Source organism: Glycomyces sp. NRRL B-16210 (assembly GCF_000719515.1).
In the GTDB taxonomy this organism is placed as follows: domain Bacteria; phylum Actinomycetota; class Actinomycetes; order Mycobacteriales; family Micromonosporaceae; genus Glycomyces.
In genome coordinates, this window is the sequence record NZ_JOGR01000003.1 from 304,709 (window position 1) to 331,056 (window position 26,348).

Genomic DNA, 26,348 nt, shown 5'->3' on the forward strand with positions numbered 1-26,348 from the left:
ATGCAGCGCAATACACTCGGCAAGACCGGCCTCGAAGTGAGCCCGCTGTGCGTGGGCACCAGCCCGCTGGCGAACATGGCGCACTACGGCTACGACGTGGACGACGAGCGGGCGCTCGCCACGGTGGAGGCCGTGTTCGACAGCGAGGTGAACTTCCTCGACACCGCGAACGGCTACGGCGAGGACGGCCTGGCCGAACGCCGCGTCGGCGCCGCGATCCGCAGGCGCAGCGGGCTTCCGGAGGGCTTCGTCCTCCAGACCAAAGTGGACGCCGACCCGGCGACCGGGGACTACTCCGGCGATCGGGTGCGAGCCTCGGTCGAGGAGAGCCTGGAGCGCCTCGGCGTCGACCGGCTGCCGATTCTGGCCTTGCACGACCCGGAGTTCATGAAGCAGGACGGGTTCGCGCGCGGCGGCGCCCTCGAAGCCCTGGTGGCCCTGCGCGATGAGGGCGTGGCCGACCACCTCGCGGTGGCCGCCGGGGACATCGCCGTGACCGAGCGGTACCTGGCGACCGGCGAGTTCGACGTGGTGCTCAACCACAACCGCTTCACGCTGCTCAACCGGGACGCGCAGGGGTTGTTCGAGCAGGCCCGCGCCGACGGCCTCGGCGTGCTCAACGCCGCCCCGTACGGCGGCGGGATGCTCGCGAAGGGCCCTGCGGCGCAGCCGAAGTACTGCTACAGCGAGCGCGACGGGGCGTTCCAGGCGAGCGCGGTGGCGATGGCCGCCGCGTGCGAGCGCGCGGGCGTCCCGCTCGCGGCGGCGGCCCTTCAGTTCTCGGTGCGCTCGCCGCTGGTGGATTCCACTGTGGTCGGTGTGTCGAAGCCGGAGCGCGTCCGGCAGACCCTCGACCTGCTCACCGTCGAGATCCCCGAGGCCCTGTGGGAGGAGCTGGAGACGCTCGTGCCGCAGACTCGCATCTGACTGGTGCCGCGGGCCGCGACCGCCGGCGAGGCCGGTCCCACGGCCTGAGCGGCATCGGACACGCAGAGGCGCAAGCGAAGAAGGACGCTCGGCCCGACGCCGCGCGGCGGCCTTGAGGATTCGGTCAACGCGGACACGATTGCCGCGGTGGCCACTCGAACCGGGCGGACCCGGTTACGAACTCGCGCCACCGCACTCCCGGCGCGGGTCTCGAATATTCGGCCCACGCGAACGCGATTGCCACGGTGACCGCTCGCGCCCGAGCGGACCGGTCACGGTCGCGAACTCGCGCCACCGCACTCGCGGCGCGGCGGTTACCAGACCTCGGTCCGGAAACCGCCGCGCCGTCGCCGAGCGCGTCGGTCGGAAGCGGATCGCCGTGTTCAGGCCGCTCGCGCCGCTCACCCGACGTGGGTCAGCCGCGCCACCACGTTGATCGCCTCCGAGAGGACCACGGGATCGACCTGCGCGCCGTCCGGCAGCGCGATCTCGACCTCCAGTGTCTGGTCCCCGCCGGGGTCGTAGCCCGGGTAGACGCCCGGCGACGGTTCGAGGTGCAGGTGGCCGCCCTCGGCGAACACCAGGTACAGGCCCCGCCCGGCCTTCCGGCCGGGCGGGCTGCCGTACTGCCACCCGCGCTTGAGCAGCCCGACCAGGGGTCCGGCCCCGACCGTCGGGCCTTCGAAGCGGGTCAGCCGCCCCGACTTGCGCTCCTCCTCGCTCAAGGTGTGCACCGGCCGCGCGAGCTGGTCGAACGGCTGGAGGATCTCGTAGTCCGCCAGGACGGTCGCCCATCCCTCGACCTCGTCGCCGAGGGTCACCGGGTGCGCGATCCGCACCGTCGCGTCCCCGGGCGCCTCGTACGGCTCGTCGTCCACGTCGGCGAGGCTCCGGTCCTCGGCGAGGCGGAACGACTTGCGGCCCTCCGCGGTCTCGGCCTGCCAGACGAGCCGGCTGGAGAGTTGCCAGACCAGCGGGTGGTCCACCAGGTAGCGGCGGAAGTCCGCGAGCGTCCACGACCTCCCCGCGCACATCGCCCCCTCAAGCCGCTTGACCTGTTCTGCCGCAGCGGTCTTGAGGTCCTTGCGGAGCGCGGCGAAGCGCTCGTACGCGGCCTGCGCGAGGTCCGGGTCGTCCTTCGCCCCCGGCTTGGGGGCACTCGCCCGGCGCTTCCCGGCCTCGTCGATCAGGAAGGGCCGCAGGCGTTCGTCGAACTTGACGGTGAACTCGCGCGGGCCGTAGTCGAGGACGGGATCGCGGTCCGAGGCGAGCCCGAAGTCCGGCACGAGCCGGTCGGCGAGCTCATCGAGGCTCAGTTCGAGCCGCTCGGCGATGACCTCGATCTGCGCGACAGCGGTCTTCTTGAGCGCCTTGAACTTCGCGTTCCGGGAGATGTCCTGCACCTGCCGCAGGGCCGCCTCGGTGCCGATCGCGCCGAGGACCTCGAGGCCGCGCACGGCCTTGCGGCTCTGGCTCTGTCCGGGCCACTGGCGGATGAGCGCGGCCAGTCGCCGCACCCCGTCCTCGTCGGCGAACCGGCCGAGCTGGTCCATCGCCCACGCGTCCTTCGAAGGCGAACCGGCCGAGAGCCACAGCTCGAACAGGCCCCACGAGAACGCCGCCAGCGACGCCCGGTCGCATTCGGCCGCAAGGAGGTCGATGCCCGCGTAGGGGCGCTCGAAGTCGTCCAGGGCCAGCGCCGACATGAGCACCGCGACCGCCTCGGCGGGCAGGGCCTCCTCGCCACCGTGCAGCAGCACGGGCGGGAGCTGGGCCGGGTCGGCCCAGGCGCCGGCCTTCGGGACGCGGGGGCGCTGCGGGTCGAGCGGGTCGAGGTCGAGCAGCGCCTCGACGGCCTCGGCGGCGGTCTCGCCGTAGGCGGCGGCCTGCGCGAGCACCAGGGCGCGGTCGCCCGCCGCGAGGTACCGGAGGGCGTCGGCCGCGGTCCGACGCGGCCCCGCGGCCTTGGCGAGCGCGTCGGGGACGAGCAGGGTCGCGGCCTCGGCGGCGTGGCGGTCGAGCCAGGTCCGGGCGATGGCGCGGTCGGCGCGGGAGCGGGCGAGCCACCCGGCGGCCATGCGGGCGACCTCCAGGTTCACGATCGGCATCAGGGCCTCGCGGAACGAGGGCTTCTTCTTGGCGAGGCCCTCCACCCGTGCGAGGGCGTCGACGCCGTGGCGGGCGAGGATCGCCTGGATCGTGTCGGTCGTGGAGTACCGGACGGTGCCGTCCCAGCGGTGGAGCTCGGAGCGGGCGAGGGCCTCGTCGGCGTAGGCGAGGAACTCGGGGAACCAGTAGTGGGTGTGGTCCGGCCCGCTGGGCATGACGCGGTTCCAGACGTCCGGCCGGCTCCAGTAGTAGTCGTTGTCGCGCTTGGCCGACCACGCCTCCTGCTCGCCCTCGGCCCAGCGCAGGCCGTCGATCGGCGGCGGGGTGAGGCCCTCGACGACGGTCTTCTTGGCCTTGCCGAACGGCGCCCACGGCGGGGTCGTGAAGACCTCCGGGGTCGTCTCGGCGACGGGGTGGCGGCGGACCGAGCGCAGCAGATCCTCCAGGCGGGTCCGGTCGGCTTCGGCGAGGTCGCGGCCCTGGAGGCCGACGGTCTCGACGAGCCTGGCCAGGCGGGTCCTCGCGAAGGCCGTCGCGGTCGGCGCGGCCGCGGCGACCGCGCGCAGCGTCCGGGTCGGGAACCGCTGCGCGGCACCGGAAAGGGCGGCGGTGGCCTGCGGGTTGGTGAGGTCGCGCAGGAGGTAGGCGACGGCCTCGTCCGAGGGCAGTCGGCCGATGGCGTCGTAGATCGCGTCGCGAATCTCGGCGGCCGGCTTGTCCTCGTGTTCGAGGACGTTCACGAAGACGCCGAGCGACGCCGTGCCGAGGGCGTCGACGACCAGGGGGACCCGGGTGGTGCCGTTCCAGCGGTGGTAGAGCAGTCTCGCGCCGCTCAGTTCGAGGTGCTCGGGCGTGGAGACCACGGCCCAGAGCGGGTCGGAGCCGTGTTCGGACCACCGGATCCCGCTGTGGAGTCGGCAGGCCGCGAGGACCAGGTCCTCCTGGTCGGGCATGAGGATCGCGGCGACGAACCGGTGCGTGTCGGTGGAGAGGCTCGCGTCGAGGGCGGCTCGGGCCTCGGCGTGGCGGCCCTCCGGCAGGGCGGCGAGGATCGAGCGCATCGGCGCGGCCCGCTCGACCAGGCGGCGGGAGTTGGGGAGGGCGCCCACGCCGGTCTCCCTGATCCTCGTATAGGGGTCGCCGAATCGCGGGGACGCGTCCCAGCGCACCTCGTTCGACAGGTACTCCACTGTGGCCTGAGCGGCGAAGGCGATGCCGTGCATGGTGATCCAGGCGTCGCGTCCGAGGTCGTCGATGCGCTTCTGGCGGTCCTCCAGGCCCAGGCGCACCAGGGCGAGCGCGACGGCCGCGCCGAACGGGTCGGCCTTTCCGGCGAGTCCGTCGCGGACCGCCGCGGCCTGCTCGGGGGAGGCGATGTGGGCGAGGACGGGTTCGAGGCGTTCGGCGTTCTCCGCGAAGAGCTCGCGGAGGCGCTCGGGCGCGTCGGCGTCGATCGCGACCGGCCGCGGCGTCCCGCGCCCGCGCCGGTCCAGAAGCTGGTCGCGCCACTCGTCGGGGTAGACGACCCGGTCTTCGCCGAGGGGCTCGGTCACCGTGAGGGTGGTGTCATTCGGATTCACATCGCAGAGCTTATGAAGCCCATGCGACAGGCGATCATCCCACGATGTTCGAATGCCGGCGCCCGGAAGGCGGCGTTCCAGTACTCGGACTTTCGGCGGCCGCGGCCCGGTCGGGCTGCCATGCTTGCCTGCGGCGCCGCCCGGCGCCGGAACCGGAGGATCCCCATGACCGTCGCACTCGTTACCGGCGCCTCTCGCGGGCTCGGCGCGGCCATCGCCCGGCACCTCGCCGCCGACGGCTTCACCGTGGCCGTCAACTTCGCGTCGAGCGGAGCGCAGGCCGACCAGGTCGTCGCCGACATCCGCGCGGCCGGCGGCACCGCCGAGGCCTTCGGCGCCGACGTCACCGACGAGGCGGCCGTGGCCTCGCTCGCCGAGACGGTGCGCGCGGCGCTGGGGCCCGTGGAAGTGCTGGTGTGCAACGCGACCGGGCCGCAGCCCGAGCTCCCGATGGAGCGCGTGACCTGGCAGGACCACCTCGACCAGCTGGAGTTCTTCGTCAAGAGCCCTTCGCTGCTGGTGCAGGCGCTGCTGGAGGACCTGGGCTCGGGCGGGCGCGGCCGGGTGATCCAGATCGGGTCGGACGTGTTCGAGCGCTCGCTGCCGAACATGTCGGCCTACACGGCCGCGAAGGCCGCCCAGTGGGGCCTGACTCGCGTGTGGGCCAAGGAGCTCGGGCGCCGGGGCATCACGGTGAACCTCGTCGCCCCCGGCTGGATCCCGGTCGAGCGGCACGGCGAGCTGACCGACGCGGACACGGCCGGGTACGTGGCCGATGTCGCGGTGGGCCGCATCGGGGTTCCCGAGGACATCGCCTCGGCGGTCGCCCATCTCGCCTCGGAGTCGGCCTCGTTCATCACCGGCCAGCGCCTCACCGTCAACGGCGGCCACAACATGGATTGATAGGTCTCCGGCCGGCCGTTGACAGACCGGCCGGAGCTATTCAGTTAGGCCCGGGACCATTTCTGGTTGTCGCCGCCCCAGCAGCTGTAGAGCTGCACCGGGGCGCCGTTGGAGGAGCTGTAGACGTCGAGGCACATGTTGGCGTGGCCGACGCTGCGGATCGTCCCGTCGGAGCCGAACGTCCACTTCTGCCCGCCGGAGCCGTTGCACGAGGAGAGCTGCACGAGCGTGCCGTTGCTCCCCGAGGGCGCGGTCAGGCAGGTGCCGAGGACCCGCAGCTCCTGCGCGGCGGTGTAGGTGAACTGCTGGTTCGCCCCTTGGTAGCAGGAGTAGAGCTGGACGTTGGTGCCGCTGGCGGTGCTGCCGTTGGGAACGTCGATGCACTTGCCCGCGGAGGTGCTGCGCAGGAGGTCGGTGCCGCCACCGGTGCCGGGATCGGTGGGGTCGCCGCCGCCAGGCTCGGTCGGGTCGCCGCCGCCGGGGGCGCCGTCGGGGGCGACGGCCTGGCCGGTGGTCGGGGAGATCATGCCCGCGCACAGGCCGCGGGCGCTCAGGTCGGCGGCGATCTGCGGGATCGCGTTGATCGTGGTCTGGTAGGCGTCGTGCATGAGGATCACGCCGCCGTTCTGGAGGCTCTGGGCGGCCTGCACGATCTGCGCGGTGCTGGCGCCGTTCCAGTCCTGGGAGTCGACGGTCCAGATGACCTCGGTGAGGCCGTACTGGGCCTCGACGGACTGAAGGGTCGAGTTGGTCTCGCCGAACGGGGGCCGGAAGAGCTTCGGGGTGATGCCGGTGGCCTGCTGGATCGCCTGCTGGGTGCTGGAGATCTCCTCGGCCATCTGCTGGGCACTGAGCTGGGTCATGTGCGGGTGGGACCAGGAGTGGTTCTCGACCCACATGCCCGCGTTGGCCTGCGCCTGGGCGAGACTGGGGTTGCTGGAGACGTTCTGGCCGGTGTTGAACATGGTCGCCCGCAGCCCGTTCGCGGTGAGCGCGTTGAGCAGACTGGTGGTGGTGCCGGGGTTGGGCCCGTCGTCGTAGGTGAGCGCGACGTAGCCGTTGCAGTTCTGCGCCTGCGCGGGCGCGGCGGCGCCGAAGCTGAGCGCCACGGCGGCGCCGGCGGCGAGCGCGAACGCGGACAGGGTGGCGATGAGCGGTCTCATGCGGCTTCGCATGGTTGCCCTCCTTGGGGTGGCTCCCGGACGGGCGCGGCGGCGGTCCGGGAGTACGGCGCATCAGTCGGCATCGACGAAGACCCGGGGGCTTGTCGTCATGAGGGGGTGACGGTGGAGCGATGTTCCGCGGATGAACAGGAACGCCTCGAATTATCCGGACGGCTCCACAGCGGAACAAGACCTCCAGCCGCCCAATACATCGACATGCATCAATTCATCTGCGACCGGTCGGCAAACGGTCGGCAAACGGTCTCCGAACGGCGCCCCCACTGCGGTTTCGGCCCCGTAAGCAACTCGTGCTCCGGCTTCCGGGATCAGTCGTCCAAGTCGAAAGACCGCTCCCGTCCGTCAGGAGGAAGCCGCTCGTTGCGGCGTTCGCTACGATCCCGTACATGGATATCGGCTCCGCCATGCGACAGCGCCTCATCGACGAACTCGACCTCATCATCCGCCGGCCCGGGATGTACTCGAGCGATGGCATTTCGCTGCAGGCGATCTGTTCGATGCGTCTCAGCGACCTACTGTTCCTGGACGGCACGCCCGAGATGGACTTCCACAGCCTCGGCATCGGAGCGAAATACGGCAAGTGCGGCATCATCGGCCCCTTCCATCAGAGGTTCGGTCGTGAGCGGAAGTTCTACAACGAGGTGGCCTCCGTTTTCGCCGAGATCTTCCACCAGCACGGGTACTTCACTCCCGAACGGCTGGTGCCCGATGAGGAATGGTCGAAGCTGGTCGAGACTGCAGACACCGCTTACGTCGACACCGACGTCCGCATGAGCGAGATCCTCGACGCCTTCGGACCTCCTAGCCTCAAGATCGGTCGCGATCTGCTTTGCTATGCGCCTGAAGACGGCACAGGCTGGGTCTTCATCGACTGTTTCTGGGAAACCACCGCGGCCTACCAACCGGGCACCGGCGGGCTGGGAAACTTCACCGAAACCTACGATCCGCTCGTCCGCGACATCCGGCTGCCCGGCGAGAACTTCGAAGAGAACCTGCGCCTCACCCTCTACGGCAGGTTCCTCCGCTGGGGGCCGGGCTGGTGGATCTATCACCCCAACAATGGTCAGTCGGCGGAAGCGCGGGCCATCGCCGCTCAACTTCGCGAAGTTGAGGCCTCGGACCCGTCTCAACCGTCGCACCCTGACCTGTAGCCCTGCAATATCGCACCGCCGGGTGTACGCGCAGGAAGGGGCACGGCATGGCCGGTATGGTGGCGGGCATGCGTTTGTTGGTGGCTCGTTGCCAGGTTGATTACACCGGTCGGCTTTCGGCCCATTTGCCCATGGCGACCCGCCTGCTCATCTGGAAGGCGGACGGGGGCAGTCTGGCCGTTTCCAAGAACGCATCCGCCTCGATCATGTCGAGGAGGGCCGAAGGCCCGTAGATCTTCGTACCCCATAGGTCCCAGTCGGAGTAGATCAGCCAGGACTGATCCTCCGGCCAGATGTTGGAGGGACTGAACCCGATCTTCAGCTCCTCCAGGGCTTCCAGGTTCGCGAGTCGCCCTCTGAATACCGCGTCGGGCTCGTGGGTCACGGCTTCGGTCCAGTGCACGTATACCGTGGCGTCAGGCCCGTCGGAGCGTCTCAGTAGCTCAGCAAGCGCCTTGAAGGACTCGCCGTCAAGTCCTCCCTCCATCGGGGCCTGGACCAGTGAAGAGCTGGGGCCGCTCAGGTCGGCTGAAGGAAACGAGTGGCGAGACGGGATCGGGTAGATCGTGTCATGACCGACCCGGACGATTGGGTTACCGGTTCGCTCGGACAGCTCGCTCCAGCGCAGCCGGCGCCATCCAGACACCGGAGCGGCATCCCATTTGAAGCCGGATGTGCGAACCAGCTCTGCAGCAGGGTCCTGCTGCTCGTACATCGCATGCAGAATCCACAGTCCGGCTGCCCCAGGTTCAAGATCGAACCCGCAGTAATCACCGACGCCATCCTCGTATAGCCACAGGAGTTCCATGCCATCGGTTCGGGACCACGAACCGATCTTCGCTTCCAATTCGCTCATTGCCCGAGCTCCCGATCGCATTCGGTCAAGGTGAACTCGCCCGGCGTGCCGCTTTGCCGCAGCGCTACTTCGAACTCGGAGCCGTCATCGAAGATCACCGTGAAGTACGGGCTCCCCTCGCACAACAGTCCCCACACCTCGATGGACCCGGGATCTGCGAGCAGTTCTGGATTGAGTGAGCCCTGCGCCGAGCATCGGCTTCCCGACTCGAACACAATGATCTCGACATCGAAAGGTATATGGACGACTGAGTTGGCTCGCCACTCGAGCCGGGCCTTGAGGGGTGCAACCACCTGTGGATTATCTCGCCACCGTCGCGCTCAGGTTCCGGGGGCTGCCGCGATCCGCTGGTGCCGGTCAGCGCCCTCAACGTGGTGCACAGACAGGCGTACGCGCAGAGACCTGGCACCAGGGCGGCGGTAGGGTGCTTGCCATGCGTTTGTTGGTGGCTCGTTGCCAGGTTGATTACACCGGTCGGCTTTCGGCCCATTTGCCCATGGCGACCCGCCTGCTCATCTGGAAGGCGGACGGAACTGGATGACGCCGCCGTGCACGGTCGTCGAAGGGGCACACGAGTGGACGGTGACCTCCAAGAAGTCCGGCGACCAGCTCAAGATCACCATCGAGGAGGTCTTCCACGACTCCTCCCATGAGCTCGGGATCGACCCCGGGCTCCAGAAGGACGGCGTCGAGGCCCACCTCCAGGAGCTCCTCGCCGCCGACACCGCGCCACTCGGCAAGGGCTGGTCGCTGGTGCGCCGCGAGTACCCCACCGCGATCGGGCCCGTCGACCTCATGTGCCGCAACGCCGACGGCGGGCACGTGGCCGTGGAGATCAAGCGCCGCGGGGAGATCGACGGCGTCGAGCAGCTGACCCGCTACCTCGAACTGCTCAACCGCGACCCTCTGCTGGCCCCGGTCGACGGCGTCTTCGCCGCCCAGGCGATCAAGCCGCAGGCGCGGGTCCTCGCCGAGGACCGCGGCATCCGCTGCGTCGTGCTCGACTACGACGACCTCCGCGGCGCGGTCGACCAGACCCAGCCGCGCCTGTTCTAGCGCAACGCAAAAGGGCCGCGGCACCGCCGCGGCCCTTTTGTTCGTATCGCTTACAGATCCAGGATATCGGCGCACTCGGCGTTGCCGTAGACCGCCGAGTTCGGGTCCTCGCACTGCGACTTGGCGAAGTTGACGAGCGCGACGCTGATCACGACAGCGGCGGCGAGCGCCAAAATGCCCAGGATGAGACCGGCGATGCCGGCACCCTTGCCCTTGCCGCCGCGCGAGCCGGACTTGACGATCGCGACGATGCCGAAGATGATGGCGAGCACGCCGAGCGGGATCGCGGTGAAGAGGTTGATGCCGGGGATCCACGAGAAGACGATGAGGGCGACGAGGCCGAGCACCAGGGCGGTGACGGCGAAGCCGTTGCCCTGCTTCGCGGGAAGGGGCCCGGGGGCGGGGGCCGGGGCGGGCGGGTAAGCCACGGGGAACTCCTATGGTTGTCGATCAATCGGTTCGTTCGGGCCGAACAGCGCCGAGTCTAGGGTGGCGCTGCCAGCCCCGTACCGGTCGCGGACCGAACAGTATCAGAGACCTCGCTCACGGTGGGCCCGCGGACCAGGGACCAGACCGAACTGTCTGATCCCCATAGGACGTTGGCGCATTGATCGACCGCGGGCGCAGTACGACTGCGCTCCGATCCTGCGGTCCTCACGGCGAAAGCGGGCCCGGGCTTTTCCAAGTCGTCCCCGATCGCTCCTGTGGCAACCGATGGCCGGCGCATTCGGCCCGTCGGAATTGGCGCATTCTTCACATCGCTGCAACTGCCGCGTCACGCCGGCGGCCCCTCCGCAGGGGTGAACGAGCACGTGGGAGCGGCGTGCAAGACTATTGGCATGCTTCACGCGGTGGTCCCCGCAGGCGGTTCCGGAACCCGGCTCTGGCCCCTGTCTCGCGCGCAACGACCCAAATTCCTGCTGCCCTTGACCGGCACGGACTCCTCGTTGCTGCAATCGACGGTCGAACGGGTCCGGCTCCTGTCGGAGCCCGACCACGTGTACGTGGTCACCGGCGCCGCCCACGCCGTCGACGTGGCCCGCCAGCTGCCCGACGTCCCCGGCGACAACATCCTGGTCGAGCCCTCCCCGCGCGACTCCGCGGCCGCGATCAGCCTCGCCGCCGCCGTCATCGCCGAGCGCGATCCCAAGGCGATCATGGGCGCCTTCGCCGCCGACCACCTCGTGCTCGACGGCGAGGCCTTCGCCAAGACCGTCGAGCGCGCCATGGAACTGGCCGCCACCGGCCTGCTCATGACCATCGGCATCAACCCCACCGGCCCCGACACCGGCTTCGGCTACCTGCGCCTGGGCGCCCCCGTCGGCCCCGGCTACCAGCTCGACGCCTTCGTGGAGAAGCCCGACCAGGTCTCGGCCGTCGAGTACGTCTCGGCCGGGAACTACCTGTGGAACGCCGGCATGTTCGTCTGGCGCGTGGACGTCTTCCTCGACCAGCTCGCCCAGCACCGCCCCGCCCTCCACGACGCCGTCCGCACCCTCGCGGCAGCCTGGGACTCCACCGGCCGCGAGGCCCTGTTCTCACAGCTGTGGCCCACCCTCGAGAAGATCTCGATCGACTACGCCGTCATGGAACCGGCCGCCGCGGCCGGTCGCGTCGGCGTCGTCCCCGGCGACTTCGAGTGGCACGACGTGGGCGACTACAACACCCTCGGCCAGGTCCTGCAAGCCGCCGACAAGGTCGGCAACGTGGTGGTCGAGCCGCGCGGCTCGGGCGAGGCGCTCCTGACCGAGTCCAAGCGCAACGTCGTCGTCCCCGCCTCCGGGCGCCTCGTCGCGGCCATCGGCGTCGACGACCTCATCATCGTCGACACCCCCGACGCGCTCCTGGTGTGCCCCAGGGACCGCGCCCAAGAGGTCAAGGGCCTCGTGGAGGAACTCAAGCAGGCGAAGCGAACCGATCTGGTCTAATGGCGCCCATGCAGCTCGCCACGCGCCACCGATCCGCAGTCGCCGCCGTCCTGCTCGCCTGCGCGGCGATCTACATCGCGGTCGCCGTCTCCCAGTGGCTCTTCGGGCTCGGCCTCGACCCCCGCGACGACACCCTCAGCCGCGCCGCGGGCATCGGCTTCACCGACGAGGCGCGCCGGACCCTCTTCTCGATACTGCCCGTGGCGCTTCCGGCACTGGCCGCGTTCCTCGCCCCCGCCACGCGACCCGGACGGGTGATCGGGCGCCTTACCCGTCTCGTCTACGTCGCCTACCTCGTTATCGGAGTGCTGCTGGCGATGTCGGCGGCACGGTACGGCTTCGACGACGTCAGGCAACTGGACGAGGAAGGACAGGTCTTCATCGACCCCCGCGCCGCAGTGGAACGACTGCTGCTGGACGCGGTCTGGTTGGCACTGGCCGTGATCGGTCTCGTGTCCACCCGATGGAGCGGCTCTCGCGAGCGATCCGCCACCGCGGATCCGTCAAGCTGAGTCCCCCACAAGCGTGAGTCTGAGGGGTCCTTCCGTCGATCAGATCACTGTGCGCTATCGTCTGATATCGAACCGTTATCGAATAGCGATGAAGACTCATCGTCCATAGAGATGAGTCAGGCGGCGCGGCCCCATCTACAGGCCGCCCGCGGGCACCGGGCTTCATGAGAAGCGCTGCAATGCAGGACTGAACCACGAGCGGGCGACCGGCGCGCCCGCAGCGGGGCCGTACGCGTTTCAGGGGAGGGAACGCGTCCGCCCGAGAGTCCGCAAACCGATGCCGTGCAAGTGATTGCAAGGGGGGAGCACCGGTTCGACCGGTGCGCGAACGAGGAGGCGGACGTATATGGACGGCCGTGACTACTTGGCCGACCTGTTGGGTAACGTTCCGGAGTGGCAGGCTCGCGCATTGTGCGCGCAGACCGATCCGGAGGCGTTCTTCCCCGAAAAAGGGGGCTCCACGCGGGATGCGAAACGCATCTGCGCGCGATGCGAGGTCAAAGAGAACTGTCTGCAGTACGCGCTGGACCACGATGAGCGGTTCGGCATCTGGGGCGGCCTCTCCGAGCGGGAGCGCCGCAAGATCAAACGCCAGGCCCGCGAGGCGGCGCGCCGCCGCACCGAGCGGCTGCCGGTCGTGGTCTGCATGCCGAGCCCGATGATCAACCCCGCGCTGACGACCGAGGTCGTCTTCGCGGCTGAGCAGCGCCACGCCGACCCGGTACTGGTCGGCTCGGGCCACGGCGGACCGATCGGGCTGATGGAGGAACTGGTCGGCGCCCCCCTGGGCGACCCGATCGGCCGCCTGGCCGAGGAACCGGCCGCGCAGGACCGCGTCCCGGTGGCCGCATAGCGAACATCCCTACGAGCGAACGACGTCGCACCAGACGGAGAGGGCGGGACAACGCGGTCCCGCCCTTTCGCTCTGCCCGGGCGAGGTCTGCGCGGCCTCAGGGCTCCAGGTCGTCGGGCGGCAGGTTCAGCAGGGAGGCGAGCTGCTCGGCCAGGACCGACCGCACCAGCGACTCGGCCTCGCCCTTGCTCTCGCACCGCAGCTCGATGGGCCTGCGGTACAGGACGATCCGCGGCGAGGCCGCGATCGTGCCCGGCTGGGCGGGGTAGAGCTTCGAGAGCGCCACACCGCGCTCCTCGACGATGTCGGCTTCGTACGGCTGCGTCTCCGGCGGGACCTCCTCCACCGCGAACTCGATGTGCCGCAGGTCGGTGAACTTCTCGCCGAGCGTCTCGGCGAGCCGCCGCTCGATCGCCACCACCGACTCCAGCACGAGCGCGTCGAACTCCTCGACCGGTGTGCGCCGCAACGGCAGCGCGCCGGGCGCGAGCGGACCCCTCATGCCCCGTCCGTGTCGATCTCTGCGCATTGGGCCACCTTAGCGTCCGCGGCGGACATTCCGGGTTCACGCCGACGCGCACGGCCACGGCGCCGGCCGCCGGCGGCCCCGGCCGGGCCCGTCCCCGCCCCATCGCGGCGGCACGACCCGCGAATCGGTTCCGCCCCACTGCTCAGCGTCGCCGACTTCACCTCCACGAGTGGTAGTTTCGTGGGGTGAGGTCGGATCGGCGTTGCTCCCGGAACGGCTGCCGCCAGCCTGCGGTGGCCACTTTGACGTACATCTATTCGGATTCGACGGCCGTGGTCGGCCCGCTGTCGACGACGCGGGAGCCCCATAGCTACGACCTGTGCGACGCGCACGGCCGGCGCCTGACCGTGCCCCACGGCTGGGAGCTCGTCCGGCACCAGGGCGACTACGCGGTGCCGATGCCCACCGACGACGACCTGGTCGCCTTGGCGAACGCCGTCCGCGAAGCCGCCGTCGGCGACCGCCCGGACGCCAACCAGGGGACCCTGACCGGCCTCGCCGCGAACGACGCGGCGGACGGCGCCGCGCGCGCGGCCCGCGAGCCGGCCGACGCCGAACCGTCGCCGCACCAAGGACTCCGCCCCTCGGCCCCGCAGTTCGGTGCCCGGCGTCACCTCCGGGTGGTGTCCGGCGATGAGGACCTACAGCGCTAGTCTCGTCACTGGGGCGGCCCACACGCGACGCGCACGCGCGCCGCGACTCTCATACCGACCGGCCCCGTGACACCGGAAAGGCGGCATCTGACCTGTGGCTCCCCAGCTCAGCGAATTCGTGAAGGCCTACGACGTGCGCGGGCTCGTCGGCTCGCAGCTCACCCCCGAGGTCATGGAGGCCATAGGCGCGGCGGCCGTGGCCGTCACCGGTGAGCGGACATGGGCCGTCGGCCACGACATGCGCGACTCGGGCCCCGGCTTCGCCGAGGCCTTCGCGCGCGGCGCGACCCGCGCCGGGGCGGACGTCCTCGAAGCCGGACTGTGCTCCACCGACATGCTCTACTTCATCGCCGGCCAGCGCGACGTGGCCGGGGCGATGTTCACCGCCAGCCACAACCCGGCCGAGTACAACGGCCTGAAGATGTGCCTGCCGGCCGCGCGGCCGATCGGCCTCGACACCGGCCTGGCCGACATCCGCGACAAGGCCCAGGCGATCATCGACGGCGAACCGGCCCCCGCTGCCGACACGCCGGGCGCGGTGACGCGCGAGGACTTCCTCGCCGCCTACGCCTCCTACATGCGCGAACTGGTGGACCTCTCCGGCATCCGCCCGCTCAAGATCGTGGTCGACGCGGGCAACGGCATGGGCGGCCACACCGTCCCGGCCGTCCTCGGCGACCAGCTCCTGGACGGGCTGCCACTGGAGATCGACCCGCTCTACTTCGAACTCGACGGCACCTTCCCCAACCACGAGGCCAACCCGCTGGAGCCGGCGAACATCGTGGACCTCCAGGCCCGCGTCAAGGCCGTCGGCGCCGACCTCGGCCTGGCCTTCGACGGCGACGCCGACCGCTGCTTCGTGGTCGACGCCGACGGCGAGCCCGTCACCCCCTCGGCGATCACCGCGCTCATCGCCACACGCGAACTCGCCAAGCACCCCGGCTCCGTGGTGTGCCACAACCTCATCACCTCCAAGGCCGTCCCCGAGATCATCGCCGAGCACGGCGGCCGCCCGGTGCGCACCAGGGTCGGCCACTCCTACATCAAGGCCGTCATGGCCGAGGAGAACGCCGTCTTCGGCGGCGAGCACTCCGCGCACTACTACTTCAAGGACTTCTGGTTCGCCGACACCGGCATGCTCGCCGCCATGCACGTGCTGGCCGCCGTCGGCGAGAGCGACCGCAGCGCCTCCGATCTCGGGAACGAGTTCGTCCGCTACGCCCCCTCGGGCGAGATCAACTCCAAGGTCACCGACCCGCACGCCAAGATCGAAGAGGTCGCCGAGCACTTCGCCTCGCAAGACGAGGTCGGCACCGACCGCCTCGACGGCCTCACCGTCACCCTCACCGACGGCTCCTGGGCGAACCTGCGCCCCTCCAACACCGAACCGCTGCTGCGGCTCAACGTCGAAGGCCCCGACACGGCATCGATGGAACGGCTGCGCGACGACATCCTCCGCATCGTAAGGAACTAGCCCATGCCCGCCACCGCGCCCAAACCAGTGCTGCTCGAACTGCTGCGCTGCCCCGAGCCCCACCACGCCCCCCTCGCCTACGACCGGGAGGCCGCCGCGCTCGTCTGCTCCAAGTGCGCGAAGGTCTTCCGCGTCGAGGACGGCATCCCCGTGATGCTCCTCGACAGCGTCACCAACGGCGGTGTCACCAACAGCGGCGCCCCCGGCGACGACGCACCCGCGTAGGCGCCACCCGAACAACTCCCCCGACCACCACTCCCCGGCAGACGAAGCGAACCGACAGGGCCCGCGCGAGCGGCCCCGACCGGCCAGGGCCACAGGCCAAGGAGGAACACAGCATGGGTCTTGAGGACGACGGCATCGCCGGGATCACCGGCGACCGGCTCCCCGACGAGCGACGTATCGAAGGCGACCTGAGCGAGTCGGTCCGACCCGGAGGCGCCCTCTGGGCGCTCGCCTCCGCCGGGCCGCAACTGCGCGAGTCGGCCGCGATCGCCGCGGACGCCGGCCTCGGCACGCTCGCCGAGGAGGGCCGCCCCCGCGCCCTCGTCGTCGCCGGCGTCGGCACCGCCGCGCGCACCGGCGACGTCCTCGCCACCGTCGCCGGGCCCCGCTGTCCCGTGCCGATCCTCGGCCACCGGTCCGCAGGCGTCCCCGGCTGGGTCGGCGCCGCCGACGTCGTCATCGCCGTCTCCGCCTCCGGCCGCAGCCCCGAGGCGCTCGCCGCCGCCGAGGCCGCCGCCCGCCGCGGCGCGCGCCTGGTCGCCATCGGCGCCCCCGATTCGGAGCTCCAGTCGCTCGCCGAACGCGCCCGCGCCTCTTTCGTGGCCGTCCCCCGCCGCGCCCCCGCGCGGCTGAGCCTGTGGGCGCTCACCGTCCCGGTCCTCATGGCCGCCAGGGAACTGGGCCTGGTGAACCTGGTCGAGGCCGACATCGCCGAGACCGCGCGCCGCCTCGACGAGGACGCCGAACGCTGCCGTCCCGACGCCGACGCCTACGTCAACCCGGCCAAGGAACTGGCGATGAACCTCGCGGGGTCCGTCCCGGTCGTGTGGGGCTCCAGCCCGCTCGCGGGCGTCGCCGCCCGCCGCTTCGGCGACATGCTCGCCGCGAACTCCCGCTACCCGGTCGTCTCCGGCGAACTCGGCGAGGTCGGGCGCGGGCGCGTGGGCCTGCTCGACGGCGTGTTCGGCTCGCTGGCCGAAGGACAGAAGGACATCTTCGCCGACCCCGAGGGCGAGGAGGAGCTCACGCGTCTGCGGATCATCCTCATGCGCGACGACGGCCTCGACGGCGACGACAGCACCCCCAAGCCGGACACCCGCCGCGCCGACGCGGTCGCCGACCTGGCCCAGCGACGCGGCATCCGCTGCGACGTGCTCCCGGCCGAGGGCGGCTGCGCTTTGGAGCGGCTCGCCTCGCTCATCGCGGTGCCGGACTTCGCGTCGGTGTACCTGGCGCTGGCCCACGGGCTCGACCCGATGCGGGTCCCGGCGGTCTCGGAGATGAAGGACCTCACGCTCGGAGCCGAATAGACGAACCCGGATCGGAGGCGCGAAACGCGGCCGATCCGAATACCCGGCGGGCGCCGCCCGGCGTTCGGGCCCGGTCCGACTGCTTCGGTGCCGCCGGTTTCGGACACCGCGTGTCCGACACCGCTCGCGCCCGATCCTCCGCGACCGCTTCCCGAGCGCATCAACGCCGCTCGGTCGACACCATTCGCTCGATCCCGCTCGGTCCCGTCCGATCCCCCGTGCCCCAGCGGTATCGCCGCTCCACCGGCTGTAAGCGCTACCCGGCCTCTGCCGCGCAGAGACGCCCACGTCTCTGCGGCGGGCCGTGGTAGCCGGGCGCACGAGTCGAACCGATAGAGTTGACTCCTTCGAGCCGAACAGTGAGGAGCTGCGGTGCAGGGGCTTTACGGCGTCATCCGCAACTACGCGTGGGGATCGCAGGTCGACATCGCCCGATTGCAGGGCCGGGAGGTCCCCGCGGACCTCCCTGAGGCGGAGGAGTGGTTCGGGGCCCACCACAGCGCCCCCTCGACCCTCCACGACGGCCGCCCCCTGGACGACGCGATCGCCTCGGCCCCGGTCGACCTCCTGGGCCGGCGCGTCTTCGACCGCTTCGGCCCGCGCCTGCCGTTCCTGCTGAAGCTGCTCGCCGCCGGCAAGCCGCTCTCGCTCCAGGCGCACCCGAACTCCCGCCAGGCGCACTCCGGCCACCAGCGGGAACTGCGCATCGGCATCGACGCGGCCTACCGCAATTACGTGGACGACAACCACAAGCCCGAGCTGCTGGTGGCGCTCACCGAGTTCCGTGCCATGTGCGGGTTCCGCGACCCGCTCGAGGCCGCCGACGACATCGAGGCGCTCGCCGTTCCCGAGCTCGAGGGCCTCGTGCGCACGCTGCGCGACCGCAAGGCCGGGCTGCGCCGGGCCGTGACCGACCTCCTCGGGCTCGGCCGCGAGGAGTGCCGCGCGGTCATCGACGCCGCGGCCAAGGCCGCCGCCGAGCTCGACAGCGCCGACAGCACCGACCTGCTGTCGCTCGCCCGCGACTACCCCGACGACCCGGGTGTCCTGGTGAGCCTGCTGCTCAACCACATCACGCTCCAGCCCGGCGAGGGCGTCTACATGCCCGCCGGGAACCTGCACGCCTACCTCGACGGCTTCGGCGTGGAGATCATGGCCGCCAGCGACAACGTGCTGCGCGGCGGTCTCACCAACAAGCGCGTGGACGTGCCGGAGCTGCTGCGGGTCCTCGACTTCGAGGCGATCGACGAGCCCCGGGCGGTCATCGAGGACGCCGGGCCGGTGCGGTCCTGGCCGGTCCCGATCGACGACTTCGCGCTGCGGCGCGTCGAACTCGGCGGCACCGCGCAGACGTTCGCGATCGACGGCCCCCGGATCTGCCTGAGCACCGGCGGCAGCGTCACCGTGGCCGACGACGAGGGCGAGACCGCCCTGTCCCCCGGCCGCGCCGCGTTCTCGGCCGGCAGCGCCGGACCGGTCGTGGCGAGCGGCGAAGGCGAGCTGTTCATCGCCAGCGCCTGAGCACCGAGACGAAGTGAACGGCCCGACCGCGCAGCGGTCGGGCCGTTCTGTTGCAACGCGATGGTCCGGGGCTCAGGCGAGCTTCTTCTGCACGTCGATGTCGCGGCACAGCGGCCGGTAGCCGATGGCCTCGTTGATGGCGATCATGTGCGAGTTGACCTCGGCGTTCCAGGTGTGCACGTACCGCAGCTTCGGCCGGTAGGCGCGCAGGAGCCGCTGGTTGGCGACCTTGAGGACGGTGCCGAGGCGCTTGCCGCGGTGGGCGGGGTCGACGATGGTGTCGTTCTGGCCCGCGTGGTCCTCTTCGCCGGGGAAGACGAGGATGTCGGTGAGCCCGGCGACCTCGCCGGTGGCGACCTCGCGCACGGCGGCGGCGAGCTGGAGTTCGCCGCGTTCGGCGCGGACGCGCTCCTCGTCGCGGACCCGTTCGACGTCGTAGACGGCCGGGCGGATGTCCAGTTCCTCGCTCATGGGCGGGTCGGTGTACATGCGGGCGCGCATCTCGGCGATGCCCTCGACGATGTCGTCGGGGGCGCGGCCGACCCATTGCAGCAGTTCGTATCCGGCGGCCTTCTCCCAGGCGTCGGCGTAGAGGCGCTCCAGGTCCTCGCTCGCGACGGCGAAGAGGTCGTTGCGGCGGTGGATCTCGTTGTCGACCGAGGCGTAGCCGCGGGCCTTCGCGAAGCCCTGGCCGGCGTGGTCCATCGCGGGTGCGCCGTCGACGGAGTCGGTGACGGCGCTGAGGACGGTGTCGCGGCCGAGCGCGGCGGCGCGCTCCTCGGCGAAGGCGAGCAGGGCGGTGCCGATGCCGCGGCGGCGGAAGTCGGGGTGGACCTCGAGTTCGAGGTTGGCGAGGTGCTGGTTGTCCTTGAGGAAGAGGACCAGTTCGAAGCCGCCGACGACGCGGCCCTCGGCGCGGGCGGCGTAGCGCTCGACGGCGACGGCGGCCGGGTGGAGGAGCAGGCGGAGCCGCTGGTGGGCGGTGCTGATCGGCGCGTCACCGGGGAGGTCGTGCTCGATGACGGCGTTCTGCATGGCGATCCAGGCCGCGACGAGGTCGGCGTCGAGCGGATCTATCGGGAGAATCTCAATGTCACTCATGTCCTCTGTACCGTCCCGTATCCGGGAGGCCGGCGCAATCGATTTAGCGAAGTGGCCAGAGGTCGAGCGGTACCGCGTGAGTGTCGGCGGTGGCGCGCAACGAGTCCGAGGAGTGCTCGTGAATTCGCCTGGATCGGGGGCACGCGAAGGCGGGTAGTCCCGGGGGACCCCTTGGTTCAAGGGTACGCGCCGGGTACGACATAAAGCCCGGGTCGCTTCGCGACCCGGGCTCGAGTTCCGGCGCACAAAAATGTGCCGGGCGGCCACCCCAGACCGCCCGGCACTCCCCCCGGTTTGGTATTCCCCGGCGCCGCGGTGATGGTTCCGGACCCTTTGGATCCTCCGCATCTCCGTGACGCTGCGTATCTGCAATATTACCCACAGCCCCACCAGTGTCAAGCGAAACCCGGGTCAAGATCAAAGTTTTTTCCAAGGCCTCCGTCACACGGGCCTTCAAAACCATGGTGACCTGCTGTTCCACCACCATAACGCTGTGCAGTTCTCTGGCAAAATCCGTCGCGGGCCGGTGGCCGCCGCCACGGTGCCGTTGGGGCGGCCCGCCCGCCGCGGCGCGTAGCATTTCCCTTATGACGAACACGCTGCGAGCCGACGACTACAAGGTTGCCGACCTCAAGCTGGCCGACTTCGGCCGCCACGAGATCCGCCTGGCCGAACACGAGATGCCCGGCCTGATGGCCCTGCGCGAGCGCTACGGCGCGTCCCGTCCTCTGGAGGGTGCCCGCATCACCGGGTCCCTACACATGACGATCCAGACCGCCGTCCTCATCGAGACGCTCACGGCCCTCGGCGCCCAGGTCCGATGGGCCTCGTGCAACATCTTCTCCACCCAGGACCACGCCGCCGCCGCCATCGCGGTCGGCCAGGGCACCCCCGAGGACCCGCAGGGCGTCCCGGTGTTCGCCTGGAAGGGCGAGACCCTCGAGGAGTACTGGTGGTGCACCGAGCGCGCCCTCGACTGGGGCGACGAGGAACCGAACCTCATCCTCGACGACGGCGGCGACGCCACGATGCTCGTGGTCGACGGCGCCCGCTACGAGGCCGCCGGGGTCGTGCCGGACCCCTCCTCGGCCGACAGCGAGGAGGAGGCCGTGGTGCTCGCGCTGCTGGCCCGCTCACTCAAGGAGGACCCGACCCGCCTCTCGCGCAAGTCCGCCGCGATCAAGGGCGTCACCGAGGAGACCACCACGGGCGTGCACCGCCTCTACGAGCTCGAACGCGACGGGCGCCTGCCGTTCCCGGCGATCAACGTGAACGACTCGGTGACCAAGTCCAAGTTCGACAACAAGTACGGCGTGCGCCACTCGCTGCCCGACGGCATCAACCGCGCCACCGACGTGCTCATCGGCGGCAAGACCGTCGTCGTGTGCGGCTACGGCGACGTCGGCAAGGGCTCGGCGGAGGCGCTGCGCGGACAGGGCGCCCGGGTCATCGTCACCGAGGTCGACCCGATCTGCGCGCTCCAGGCCGCGATGGACGGCTACCAGGTGCTGACCCTCGAGGACGCGGTCGAGTACGCCGACATCTTCATCACCACCACCGGCAACCGCGACATCATCACGATCGACCACATGCGACGGATGAAGCACCAGGCGATCGTCGGCAACATCGGCCACTTCGACAACGAGATCGACATGGCCGGCCTCGCCAACGAGCCGGGGATCAAGAAGCTCGAAGTCAAGCCGCAGGTCCACGAGTGGCAGTTCCCGGCTCGTGAGGACGGCACTGGCGCGCGCTCGATCATCGTGCTCAGCGAGGGCCGCCTGCTCAACCTCGGCAACGCCACCGGCCACCCGAGCTTCGTGATGAGCAACAGCTTCACGAACCAGGTCCTGGCCCAGATCGAGCTGCACACCAAGCTGGAGCAGTACCCGATCGGCGTGTACACGCTGCCGAAGCACCTCGACGAGGAGGTCGCGCGGCTGCACCTGGACGCCCTCGGCGTCAAGCTGACCACGCTCTCGAAGAAGCAGGCCGACTACATCGGCGTCGAGGTCGAAGGCCCGTACAAGCCCGACCACTACCGCTACTAGGGCGCGATCGCGTTCGGACGCAAGCGAAGACGGCGAAGGCCCGGTCCACCTCGGACCGGGCCTTCGCCTTCGTCATGGCCGGGCGGGTCAGACCTGCTCCACGACCTCGCGGGCGATCCTCGCCAGCTCCTCGACGATCGGGATGCCCTCGACGTCGTCGACGGCGCCGCTGGTGAGGATCGCGATCCTGACCGGGTCGTCGCCGTCCCCGCCGAGGACGCCGACCGAGTTCACCACCCAGAGTCCGTCCAATTGCGACTCGACGTCCCAGCCGTTCTTGAGCCAGACCGTCTCGCCCTCCACCGCTGCGGCCGAGACGCCCCAGGCCTGCTCCTCGATCACGGAGCCCATGAGCTCGCGGCCGAGGTCGACCTGCTCGGCGTCGAGCACCCCTTCGTAGAGGTTGAGGTCGAGCAGGATCATCTGGTCCGGCGCGCTCGACCAGCCCACTCCCCAACGGCCTTCGGCGTCGACGGTCGTGTCCGACAGCCCGTATCGCTCGTGCGCGGCGGCGAGCGCGTCCGCGCCGCCGAGGTAGTTGTACAGCGTCGAGGTCGAGCCGTTGTGCGACTCGGTGATCATGCGCTCCAACAGTTCCCGGTGGTCGTCGGGGATGCCCTCGACCGAGCCCCAGTACTGCTGGACCATCGCGAGCAGCTCGACTTTGACGATGGAGGCGGTGATGTGGGTCTGCTCGGGGTTGTAGTCCAGGCGGATCCCGTCGCGCTCAATGGAGATCGATGCTTCGACCAGGGTTCCGGACCCGGCGAGGAACTGCTCGACGCGTTCGTCGAGCGCGGCCTGGAGCCGTGCGCGCCGCTCTTCGCGCGACTCGCCGAAGATGCTCCCGAGGCCGTCCTCGGCGGCGCTCGCGGCGATGCCCGCGAAGGAGGCGCCGGCGGCGAGGACCACCGCGGACGGGACACCGACGCGCAGCATCGTGCGGCGGGAGGGACGGAAACGCTTCAGTGTGGAGTTCGGAGTGGGGTTCGGTTGCCGAATCATCATGCAAGGCTAGGGAATCAGACAGTTCCGGTCAACGGCGATCAATGGGAGATCCGAGAAATATCCTGTCGGATATGTCATCGGGAGCCGAAGCAACCCCGAACGTGCGCAAAGGCGTACGGCCAGTGGCCGTACGCCTTTGCAACGGTGGCTTAAAGAGACGATGGCATTGCGATCCGTGGTTTCCTCGAACCACGGCCTTCGCGATGCATGGTCCCAGCGAGTCGCTGCCGCTAGTAGCTCGGCAGGCTCGGGTCCACCTGGTTGATCCAGCTGAGCACGCCGCCCTGGACGTGCACGGCGTTCTTCAACCCGGCGGCCTTGGCCGCGGCCAGCGCCTCGGCGGAGCGCACGCCCGCCTTGCAGTAGAACACGGCCTGGCGCTCGGTCGGCAGGTCCGCGAGTGCGGCACCGGAGATGATGTCGCCCTTGGGGATCAGCCGCGAACCGGGGATGCGCACGATCTCGTACTCGGCGGGCTCGCGCACGTCGATGAGGTCGATGTCGCGGCCTTCCTTGATCCAGTCCTCGAGCTCGCGCGCGGTGATGGTCGAGCCGATGACGGCCTCGACGGCCTCGTCGGTGATCGTCCCGCAGAACTCCTCGTAGTCGATGAGCTCCTTGATCGTGGCGTCGGGGCCGCAGACCGCGCAGTTCGGGTCCTTGCGGACCTTGATCTTGCGGTAGCTCATCTCCAGCGCGTCGTAGACCATGAGCGAGCCGACGAGCGGGTCGCCGATGCCGGTGATCAGCTTGATGGCCTCGGTGGTCTGGATTGAGCCGATCGAGGCGCACAGCACGCCGAGGACGCCGCCCTCGGCGCAGCTGGGCACCATGCCGGGGGGCGGGGGCTCGGGGTAGAGGCAGCGGTAGCACGGGCCCTGGTCGGCCCAGAAGACGCTGGCCTGGCCGTCGAAGCGGTAGATCGAGCCCCACACGTACGGCTTGCCGAGCAGCACGGCCGCGTCGTTGACCATGTAGCGGGTGGCGAAGTTGTCGGTGCCGTCGATGATGAGGTCGTACGGCTCGAAGACCTCGAAGACGTTGTCGTTGTCGAGCACCGTGTTGTGGAGGACGACGTTCACGTACGGGTTGATCTCGCGGATCGACTCGGCGGCGGACTCGGCCTTGGTGCGGCCGATGTCGGACTGGCCGTGGATGATCTGGCGCTGGAGGTTCGACTCGTCGACGGTGTCGAACTCGGCGATGCCGATCGTGCCGACCCCGGCGGCGGCCAGGTACATGAGCGCGGGGGACCCGAGACCGCCGGCGCCCACACAGAGCACCTTGGCGTTCTTGAGTCGTTTCTGACCGTCCATGGCGACGTCGGGGATGATGAGGTGGCGCGAATAGCGGCGCACCTCGTCGACCGACAGCTCAGAGGCTGGTTCGACCAGCGGCGGCAAACTCATATGTCCAATAATGCATGTCCACGCTGTGGATATTCCACCGGGAAGCGCCGTGTGCGGTTCTTCACGTTCGTGGGACGGTTGCTCCCAGCATCTGGAACGGTTTTCGGACGAGGCTAGCGGTCGACGAAGTCGTCCGGCGGTAGGTCGGGGCCGTTGTAGTCCCCCGCCGGGCCGGACACGTACGTGTCGCCGTCGGGGTAGGGCCAGGGGTTGCCGACGCATCCGGCCAGCTGGTAGGTCTGCTGGGCCATCACCGGCGACAGGTCGCCGTCGGCGGGGCAGACCTCGTGGCCGTGGCCGAGCCGGTGGCCGACCTCGTGGTTCACCGCGTACTCGCGGTAGGCGTCGAGGGTCCCGTCCCAGTGGTCGACGCCGGTGAGCCAGCGCGCGGAGTTGATGACGACGTTGTCGCCGTTGCGGCACGAGACGGTGGTGTTCTGGGACCCGCACAAGTACGAGCGCTGCTCGGGGCTGGCGAGGAAGACGGTGAAGTCGGCGTTGCCGGCCTCGCCGACCTGCTGGAAGCGCCATGCGCCGCCGGCGATCCAGGAGCGCCGGTCCGCGAGCGTGTCGTGCACGAACGCGCTGAACTCGGCCGGGTCGATCTCGATGCCGTTCTCGACGGCGATGTCGTACTGGAGCAGCTGGCCCGAGGCGCCGACCACGCCGGTGTCGGCCGGTTCGGCGTAGGTCCAGGTGCCGGTGCCGGAGAAGTACAGCGGCGGCACGATCGCGGACGGCGCGGTGGGGACTTCCTCGGGCGAGGGGGCGACGACGGTGCTCGGCGGGGCCTGCTCGTGGTCGTCGAGCGCCTGCGGGGTCTCGGTGTCGGCGGCGTCGACCGCGAAGTACAGGCCCGCGCTCGCCATGAGCACGAGGATCGCGAGGAACACGAAGCGGCGCCTCCTGCGGAGCCTGCGGTTGCGGTTCAGCCGTCCTTCGGTCACAAGGGCGAGTCTAAGTCAGTTCGCGGGCCCCTAGGCCGACCCCCGAGTATTGTGTGCGCCGTTTCGAGTTCATATAGCGGACAGGACATCCTCCGCATCGCCCTCGGCGGCCTCGCGGACCTCGTCGAGCATCGCCGCGACCGCTCGGGCGACCGCCTGGGGGCGCTCCATCATCGCGACGTGGCCGGTCTGGTCGAGGATGAGCAGCCGCGAGTCGGGGATCGCCAGCGCGGTGGGCGGGGCCTGGCGCACGTCGATCACGCGGTCCTGCTTGCCCCAGATGACGAGGGTGGGGCATTCGATCTCCTCGGCCAGGCGCCACAGCGAGTGGGTGCCGGGGACGAACGTCTGGAAGAAGGAGGCCATGAGGCCGCGGTAGGTCTGGATGTAGGCGCGGGAGTTCCACGGGGTGGCGAGGCGGCGGCGGGCCTCTTCGACGGCCTCGCGGCGGCGCTGGGGGTGCATGAGTTCGGGGTCGGCCCAGGTGCCGAGGACGATGTCGTCCACGACCTGCTCGGGGGTGCGCGAGCGCATGGTGCGGTCGGCGAACCAGGCCATGTTGGGGACGGCGAGCATCGGCAGGTACCGGGCCTGATGCGAGCGGCGCGGGTTCGCGAAGGGCATCGCCGGTGAGACGAGGGTGAGGGTGCGGACGAGGTTGGGGCGGGTCGCGGCGAGGTAGACGGAGACGGCGCCGCCGAGGGAGTGGCCGGCGAGGTGGACCGGGCCGCGGCCCGATTCGACGATCCAGGCCGCGACGTCCTGCGCGAGCAGGGGGATGGTGACGCGCGGGGCCGGGGCCGATTGGCCGAAGCCGGGCAGGTCGATCGCGTCGGCGGCGACGCGGTCGGCGAGGGCGTCGGCGAGGTCGGTCCAGTTCTGGGCCGAGCCGCCGAGGCCGTGGACGAACACGGCCGGCTCGGCGCCCTCGGCGGCGGGCGGGGTGTGCCTGATGAAGAGTCTGCGGCGGCTGAGCTGGTGTTCGATTCCGGGCCACGGCGGGTGGGGACGCCGCGGGTTGCGAACCTCGCCGGCGTCGACCAGCCGTGCCCGTTTCATGGGAG

General features: G+C 70.2%; 21 protein-coding genes and 3 pseudogenes. 14 read left to right on the forward strand and 10 right to left on the reverse strand.

Annotation, left to right across the window (positions count from 1 at the left end):
* The gene (locus IF12_RS0105800) at positions 1–927 is read left to right on the forward strand and encodes an aldo/keto reductase (protein ID WP_030155632.1); all 927 of its coding nucleotides are present in this window, start codon (positions 1–3) and stop codon (positions 925–927) included.
* 401 nt (positions 928–1,328) lie between these two features.
* On the opposite strand, the gene IF12_RS0105805 is transcribed toward IF12_RS0105800, so the two are convergent.
* Entirely contained in the window at positions 1,329–4,616 is a 3,288-nt protein-coding gene (locus tag IF12_RS0105805) for a DUF4132 domain-containing protein (RefSeq protein ID WP_030155634.1), read from the reverse strand.
* Between the two features lie 165 nt (positions 4,617–4,781).
* Here IF12_RS0105805 and IF12_RS0105810 point away from each other — a divergent pair, with 165 nt between their 5' ends.
* A complete protein-coding gene (locus IF12_RS0105810; RefSeq protein WP_030155636.1) occupies positions 4,782–5,519 on the forward strand; it encodes an SDR family oxidoreductase in 738 nt (245 codons plus the stop codon).
* A gap of 44 nt (positions 5,520–5,563) precedes the next feature.
* Here IF12_RS0105810 and IF12_RS24740 read toward each other — a convergent pair whose 3' ends face one another.
* Positions 5,564–6,694, reverse strand: a complete 1,131-nt coding sequence (locus tag IF12_RS24740) for a polysaccharide deacetylase family protein (RefSeq protein ID WP_081913239.1) — start codon at positions 6,692–6,694, stop codon at positions 5,564–5,566.
* Between the two features lie 392 nt (positions 6,695–7,086).
* Between IF12_RS24740 and IF12_RS0105820 the strand changes: the two genes are divergently transcribed.
* Entirely contained in the window at positions 7,087–7,851 is a 765-nt protein-coding gene (locus IF12_RS0105820) for a hypothetical protein (protein WP_030155641.1), read from the forward strand.
* A 68-nt stretch (positions 7,852–7,919) separates the two neighbouring features.
* Positions 7,920–8,018: pseudogene (locus IF12_RS24745) on the forward strand (endonuclease); the annotation flags it as partial.
* 685 nt (positions 8,019–8,703) lie between these two features.
* On the opposite strand, the gene IF12_RS25500 reads toward IF12_RS24745, so the two are convergent.
* Positions 8,704–9,000, reverse strand: coding sequence for a hypothetical protein (locus IF12_RS25500; protein ID WP_133884414.1), 297 nt, complete (start codon positions 8,998–9,000; stop codon positions 8,704–8,706).
* 140 nt (positions 9,001–9,140) lie between these two features.
* Here IF12_RS25500 and nucS point away from each other — a divergent pair.
* Positions 9,141–9,763 (forward strand): annotated as a pseudogene (gene nucS, locus IF12_RS22705) (endonuclease NucS).
* A 50-nt stretch (positions 9,764–9,813) separates the two neighbouring features.
* Here the strand turns inward: nucS and IF12_RS0105840 are convergent.
* Positions 9,814–10,191, reverse strand: a complete 378-nt coding sequence (locus IF12_RS0105840) for a hypothetical protein (RefSeq protein ID WP_051704010.1) — start codon at positions 10,189–10,191, stop codon at positions 9,814–9,816.
* Between the two features lie 411 nt (positions 10,192–10,602).
* Here IF12_RS0105840 and IF12_RS0105845 point away from each other — a divergent pair, with 411 nt between their 5' ends.
* The 3 genes and pseudogenes from IF12_RS0105845 to IF12_RS0105855 form a co-directional block, all read left to right on the forward strand.
* Entirely contained in the window at positions 10,603–11,691 is a 1,089-nt protein-coding gene (locus tag IF12_RS0105845; RefSeq protein ID WP_030155648.1) for a mannose-1-phosphate guanylyltransferase, read from the forward strand.
* 8 nt (positions 11,692–11,699) lie between these two features.
* Positions 11,700–12,203 (forward strand): hypothetical protein, encoded by a 504-nt coding sequence (locus IF12_RS0105850; protein WP_133884416.1) that lies wholly within the window; start codon positions 11,700–11,702, stop codon positions 12,201–12,203.
* Between the two features lie 346 nt (positions 12,204–12,549).
* Positions 12,550–12,801 (forward strand): annotated as a pseudogene (locus IF12_RS0105855) (WhiB family transcriptional regulator); the annotation flags it as partial.
* Positions 12,802–13,153: 352 nt separating this feature from the next.
* Here the strand turns inward: IF12_RS0105855 and IF12_RS0105860 are convergent.
* The gene (locus IF12_RS0105860) at positions 13,154–13,558 is read right to left on the reverse strand and encodes a metallopeptidase family protein (RefSeq protein ID WP_051704011.1); all 405 of its coding nucleotides are present in this window, start codon (positions 13,556–13,558) and stop codon (positions 13,154–13,156) included.
* A gap of 260 nt (positions 13,559–13,818) precedes the next feature.
* On the opposite strand from IF12_RS0105860, the gene IF12_RS24755 reads away from it, so the two are divergent.
* The 5 genes from IF12_RS24755 to manA all read left to right on the forward strand — a co-directional run bounded on the left by IF12_RS24755 (position 13,819) and on the right by manA (position 18,768).
* Entirely contained in the window at positions 13,819–14,238 is a 420-nt protein-coding gene (locus IF12_RS24755; RefSeq protein ID WP_231492357.1) for a DUF3499 domain-containing protein, read from the forward strand.
* Between the two features lie 94 nt (positions 14,239–14,332).
* Positions 14,333–15,712, forward strand: a complete 1,380-nt coding sequence (locus IF12_RS0105870; protein ID WP_030155661.1) for a phosphomannomutase/phosphoglucomutase — start codon at positions 14,333–14,335, stop codon at positions 15,710–15,712.
* Positions 15,713–15,715: 3 nt separating this feature from the next.
* On the forward strand, positions 15,716–15,937 hold the full coding sequence (locus IF12_RS22715) for a Trm112 family protein (RefSeq protein ID WP_035748415.1): 222 nt from the start codon (positions 15,716–15,718) through the stop codon (positions 15,935–15,937).
* 113 nt (positions 15,938–16,050) lie between these two features.
* Positions 16,051–17,247, forward strand: coding sequence for an SIS domain-containing protein (locus IF12_RS0105880; RefSeq protein ID WP_030155663.1), 1,197 nt, complete (start codon positions 16,051–16,053; stop codon positions 17,245–17,247).
* Positions 17,248–17,619: 372 nt separating this feature from the next.
* Positions 17,620–18,768: a mannose-6-phosphate isomerase, class I gene (gene manA, locus IF12_RS0105885; protein ID WP_030155665.1), complete on the forward strand. Its 1,149-nt coding sequence runs from the start codon at positions 17,620–17,622 to the stop codon at positions 18,766–18,768.
* 72 nt (positions 18,769–18,840) lie between these two features.
* On the opposite strand, the gene IF12_RS23810 is transcribed toward manA, so the two are convergent.
* Entirely contained in the window at positions 18,841–19,869 is a 1,029-nt protein-coding gene (locus IF12_RS23810; RefSeq protein WP_051704012.1) for a GNAT family N-acetyltransferase, read from the reverse strand.
* A gap of 587 nt (positions 19,870–20,456) precedes the next feature.
* Between IF12_RS23810 and ahcY the strand changes: the two genes are divergently transcribed.
* Positions 20,457–21,920 carry an adenosylhomocysteinase gene (gene ahcY, locus IF12_RS0105895; protein WP_030155670.1) on the forward strand — a complete coding sequence of 488 codons (1,464 nt, stop codon included), beginning with the start codon at positions 20,457–20,459 and terminating at the stop codon, positions 21,918–21,920.
* Between the two features lie 87 nt (positions 21,921–22,007).
* Here ahcY and IF12_RS23815 read toward each other — a convergent pair whose 3' ends face one another.
* From IF12_RS23815 to IF12_RS0105915, 4 genes are all read right to left on the reverse strand, one after another.
* Entirely contained in the window at positions 22,008–22,859 is an 852-nt protein-coding gene (locus tag IF12_RS23815; protein WP_051704013.1) for a serine hydrolase, read from the reverse strand.
* A 299-nt stretch (positions 22,860–23,158) separates the two neighbouring features.
* Positions 23,159–24,337: an adenylyltransferase/sulfurtransferase MoeZ gene (moeZ, locus tag IF12_RS0105905; RefSeq protein ID WP_030155675.1), complete on the reverse strand. Its 1,179-nt coding sequence runs from the start codon at positions 24,335–24,337 to the stop codon at positions 23,159–23,161.
* 113 nt (positions 24,338–24,450) lie between these two features.
* Positions 24,451–25,284: a DUF3152 domain-containing protein gene (locus tag IF12_RS0105910; RefSeq protein ID WP_133884417.1), complete on the reverse strand. Its 834-nt coding sequence runs from the start codon at positions 25,282–25,284 to the stop codon at positions 24,451–24,453.
* A 69-nt stretch (positions 25,285–25,353) separates the two neighbouring features.
* The gene (locus IF12_RS0105915; RefSeq protein WP_051704015.1) at positions 25,354–26,343 is read right to left on the reverse strand and encodes an alpha/beta fold hydrolase; all 990 of its coding nucleotides are present in this window, start codon (positions 26,341–26,343) and stop codon (positions 25,354–25,356) included.
* Positions 26,344–26,348 lie beyond the last annotated feature (5 nt).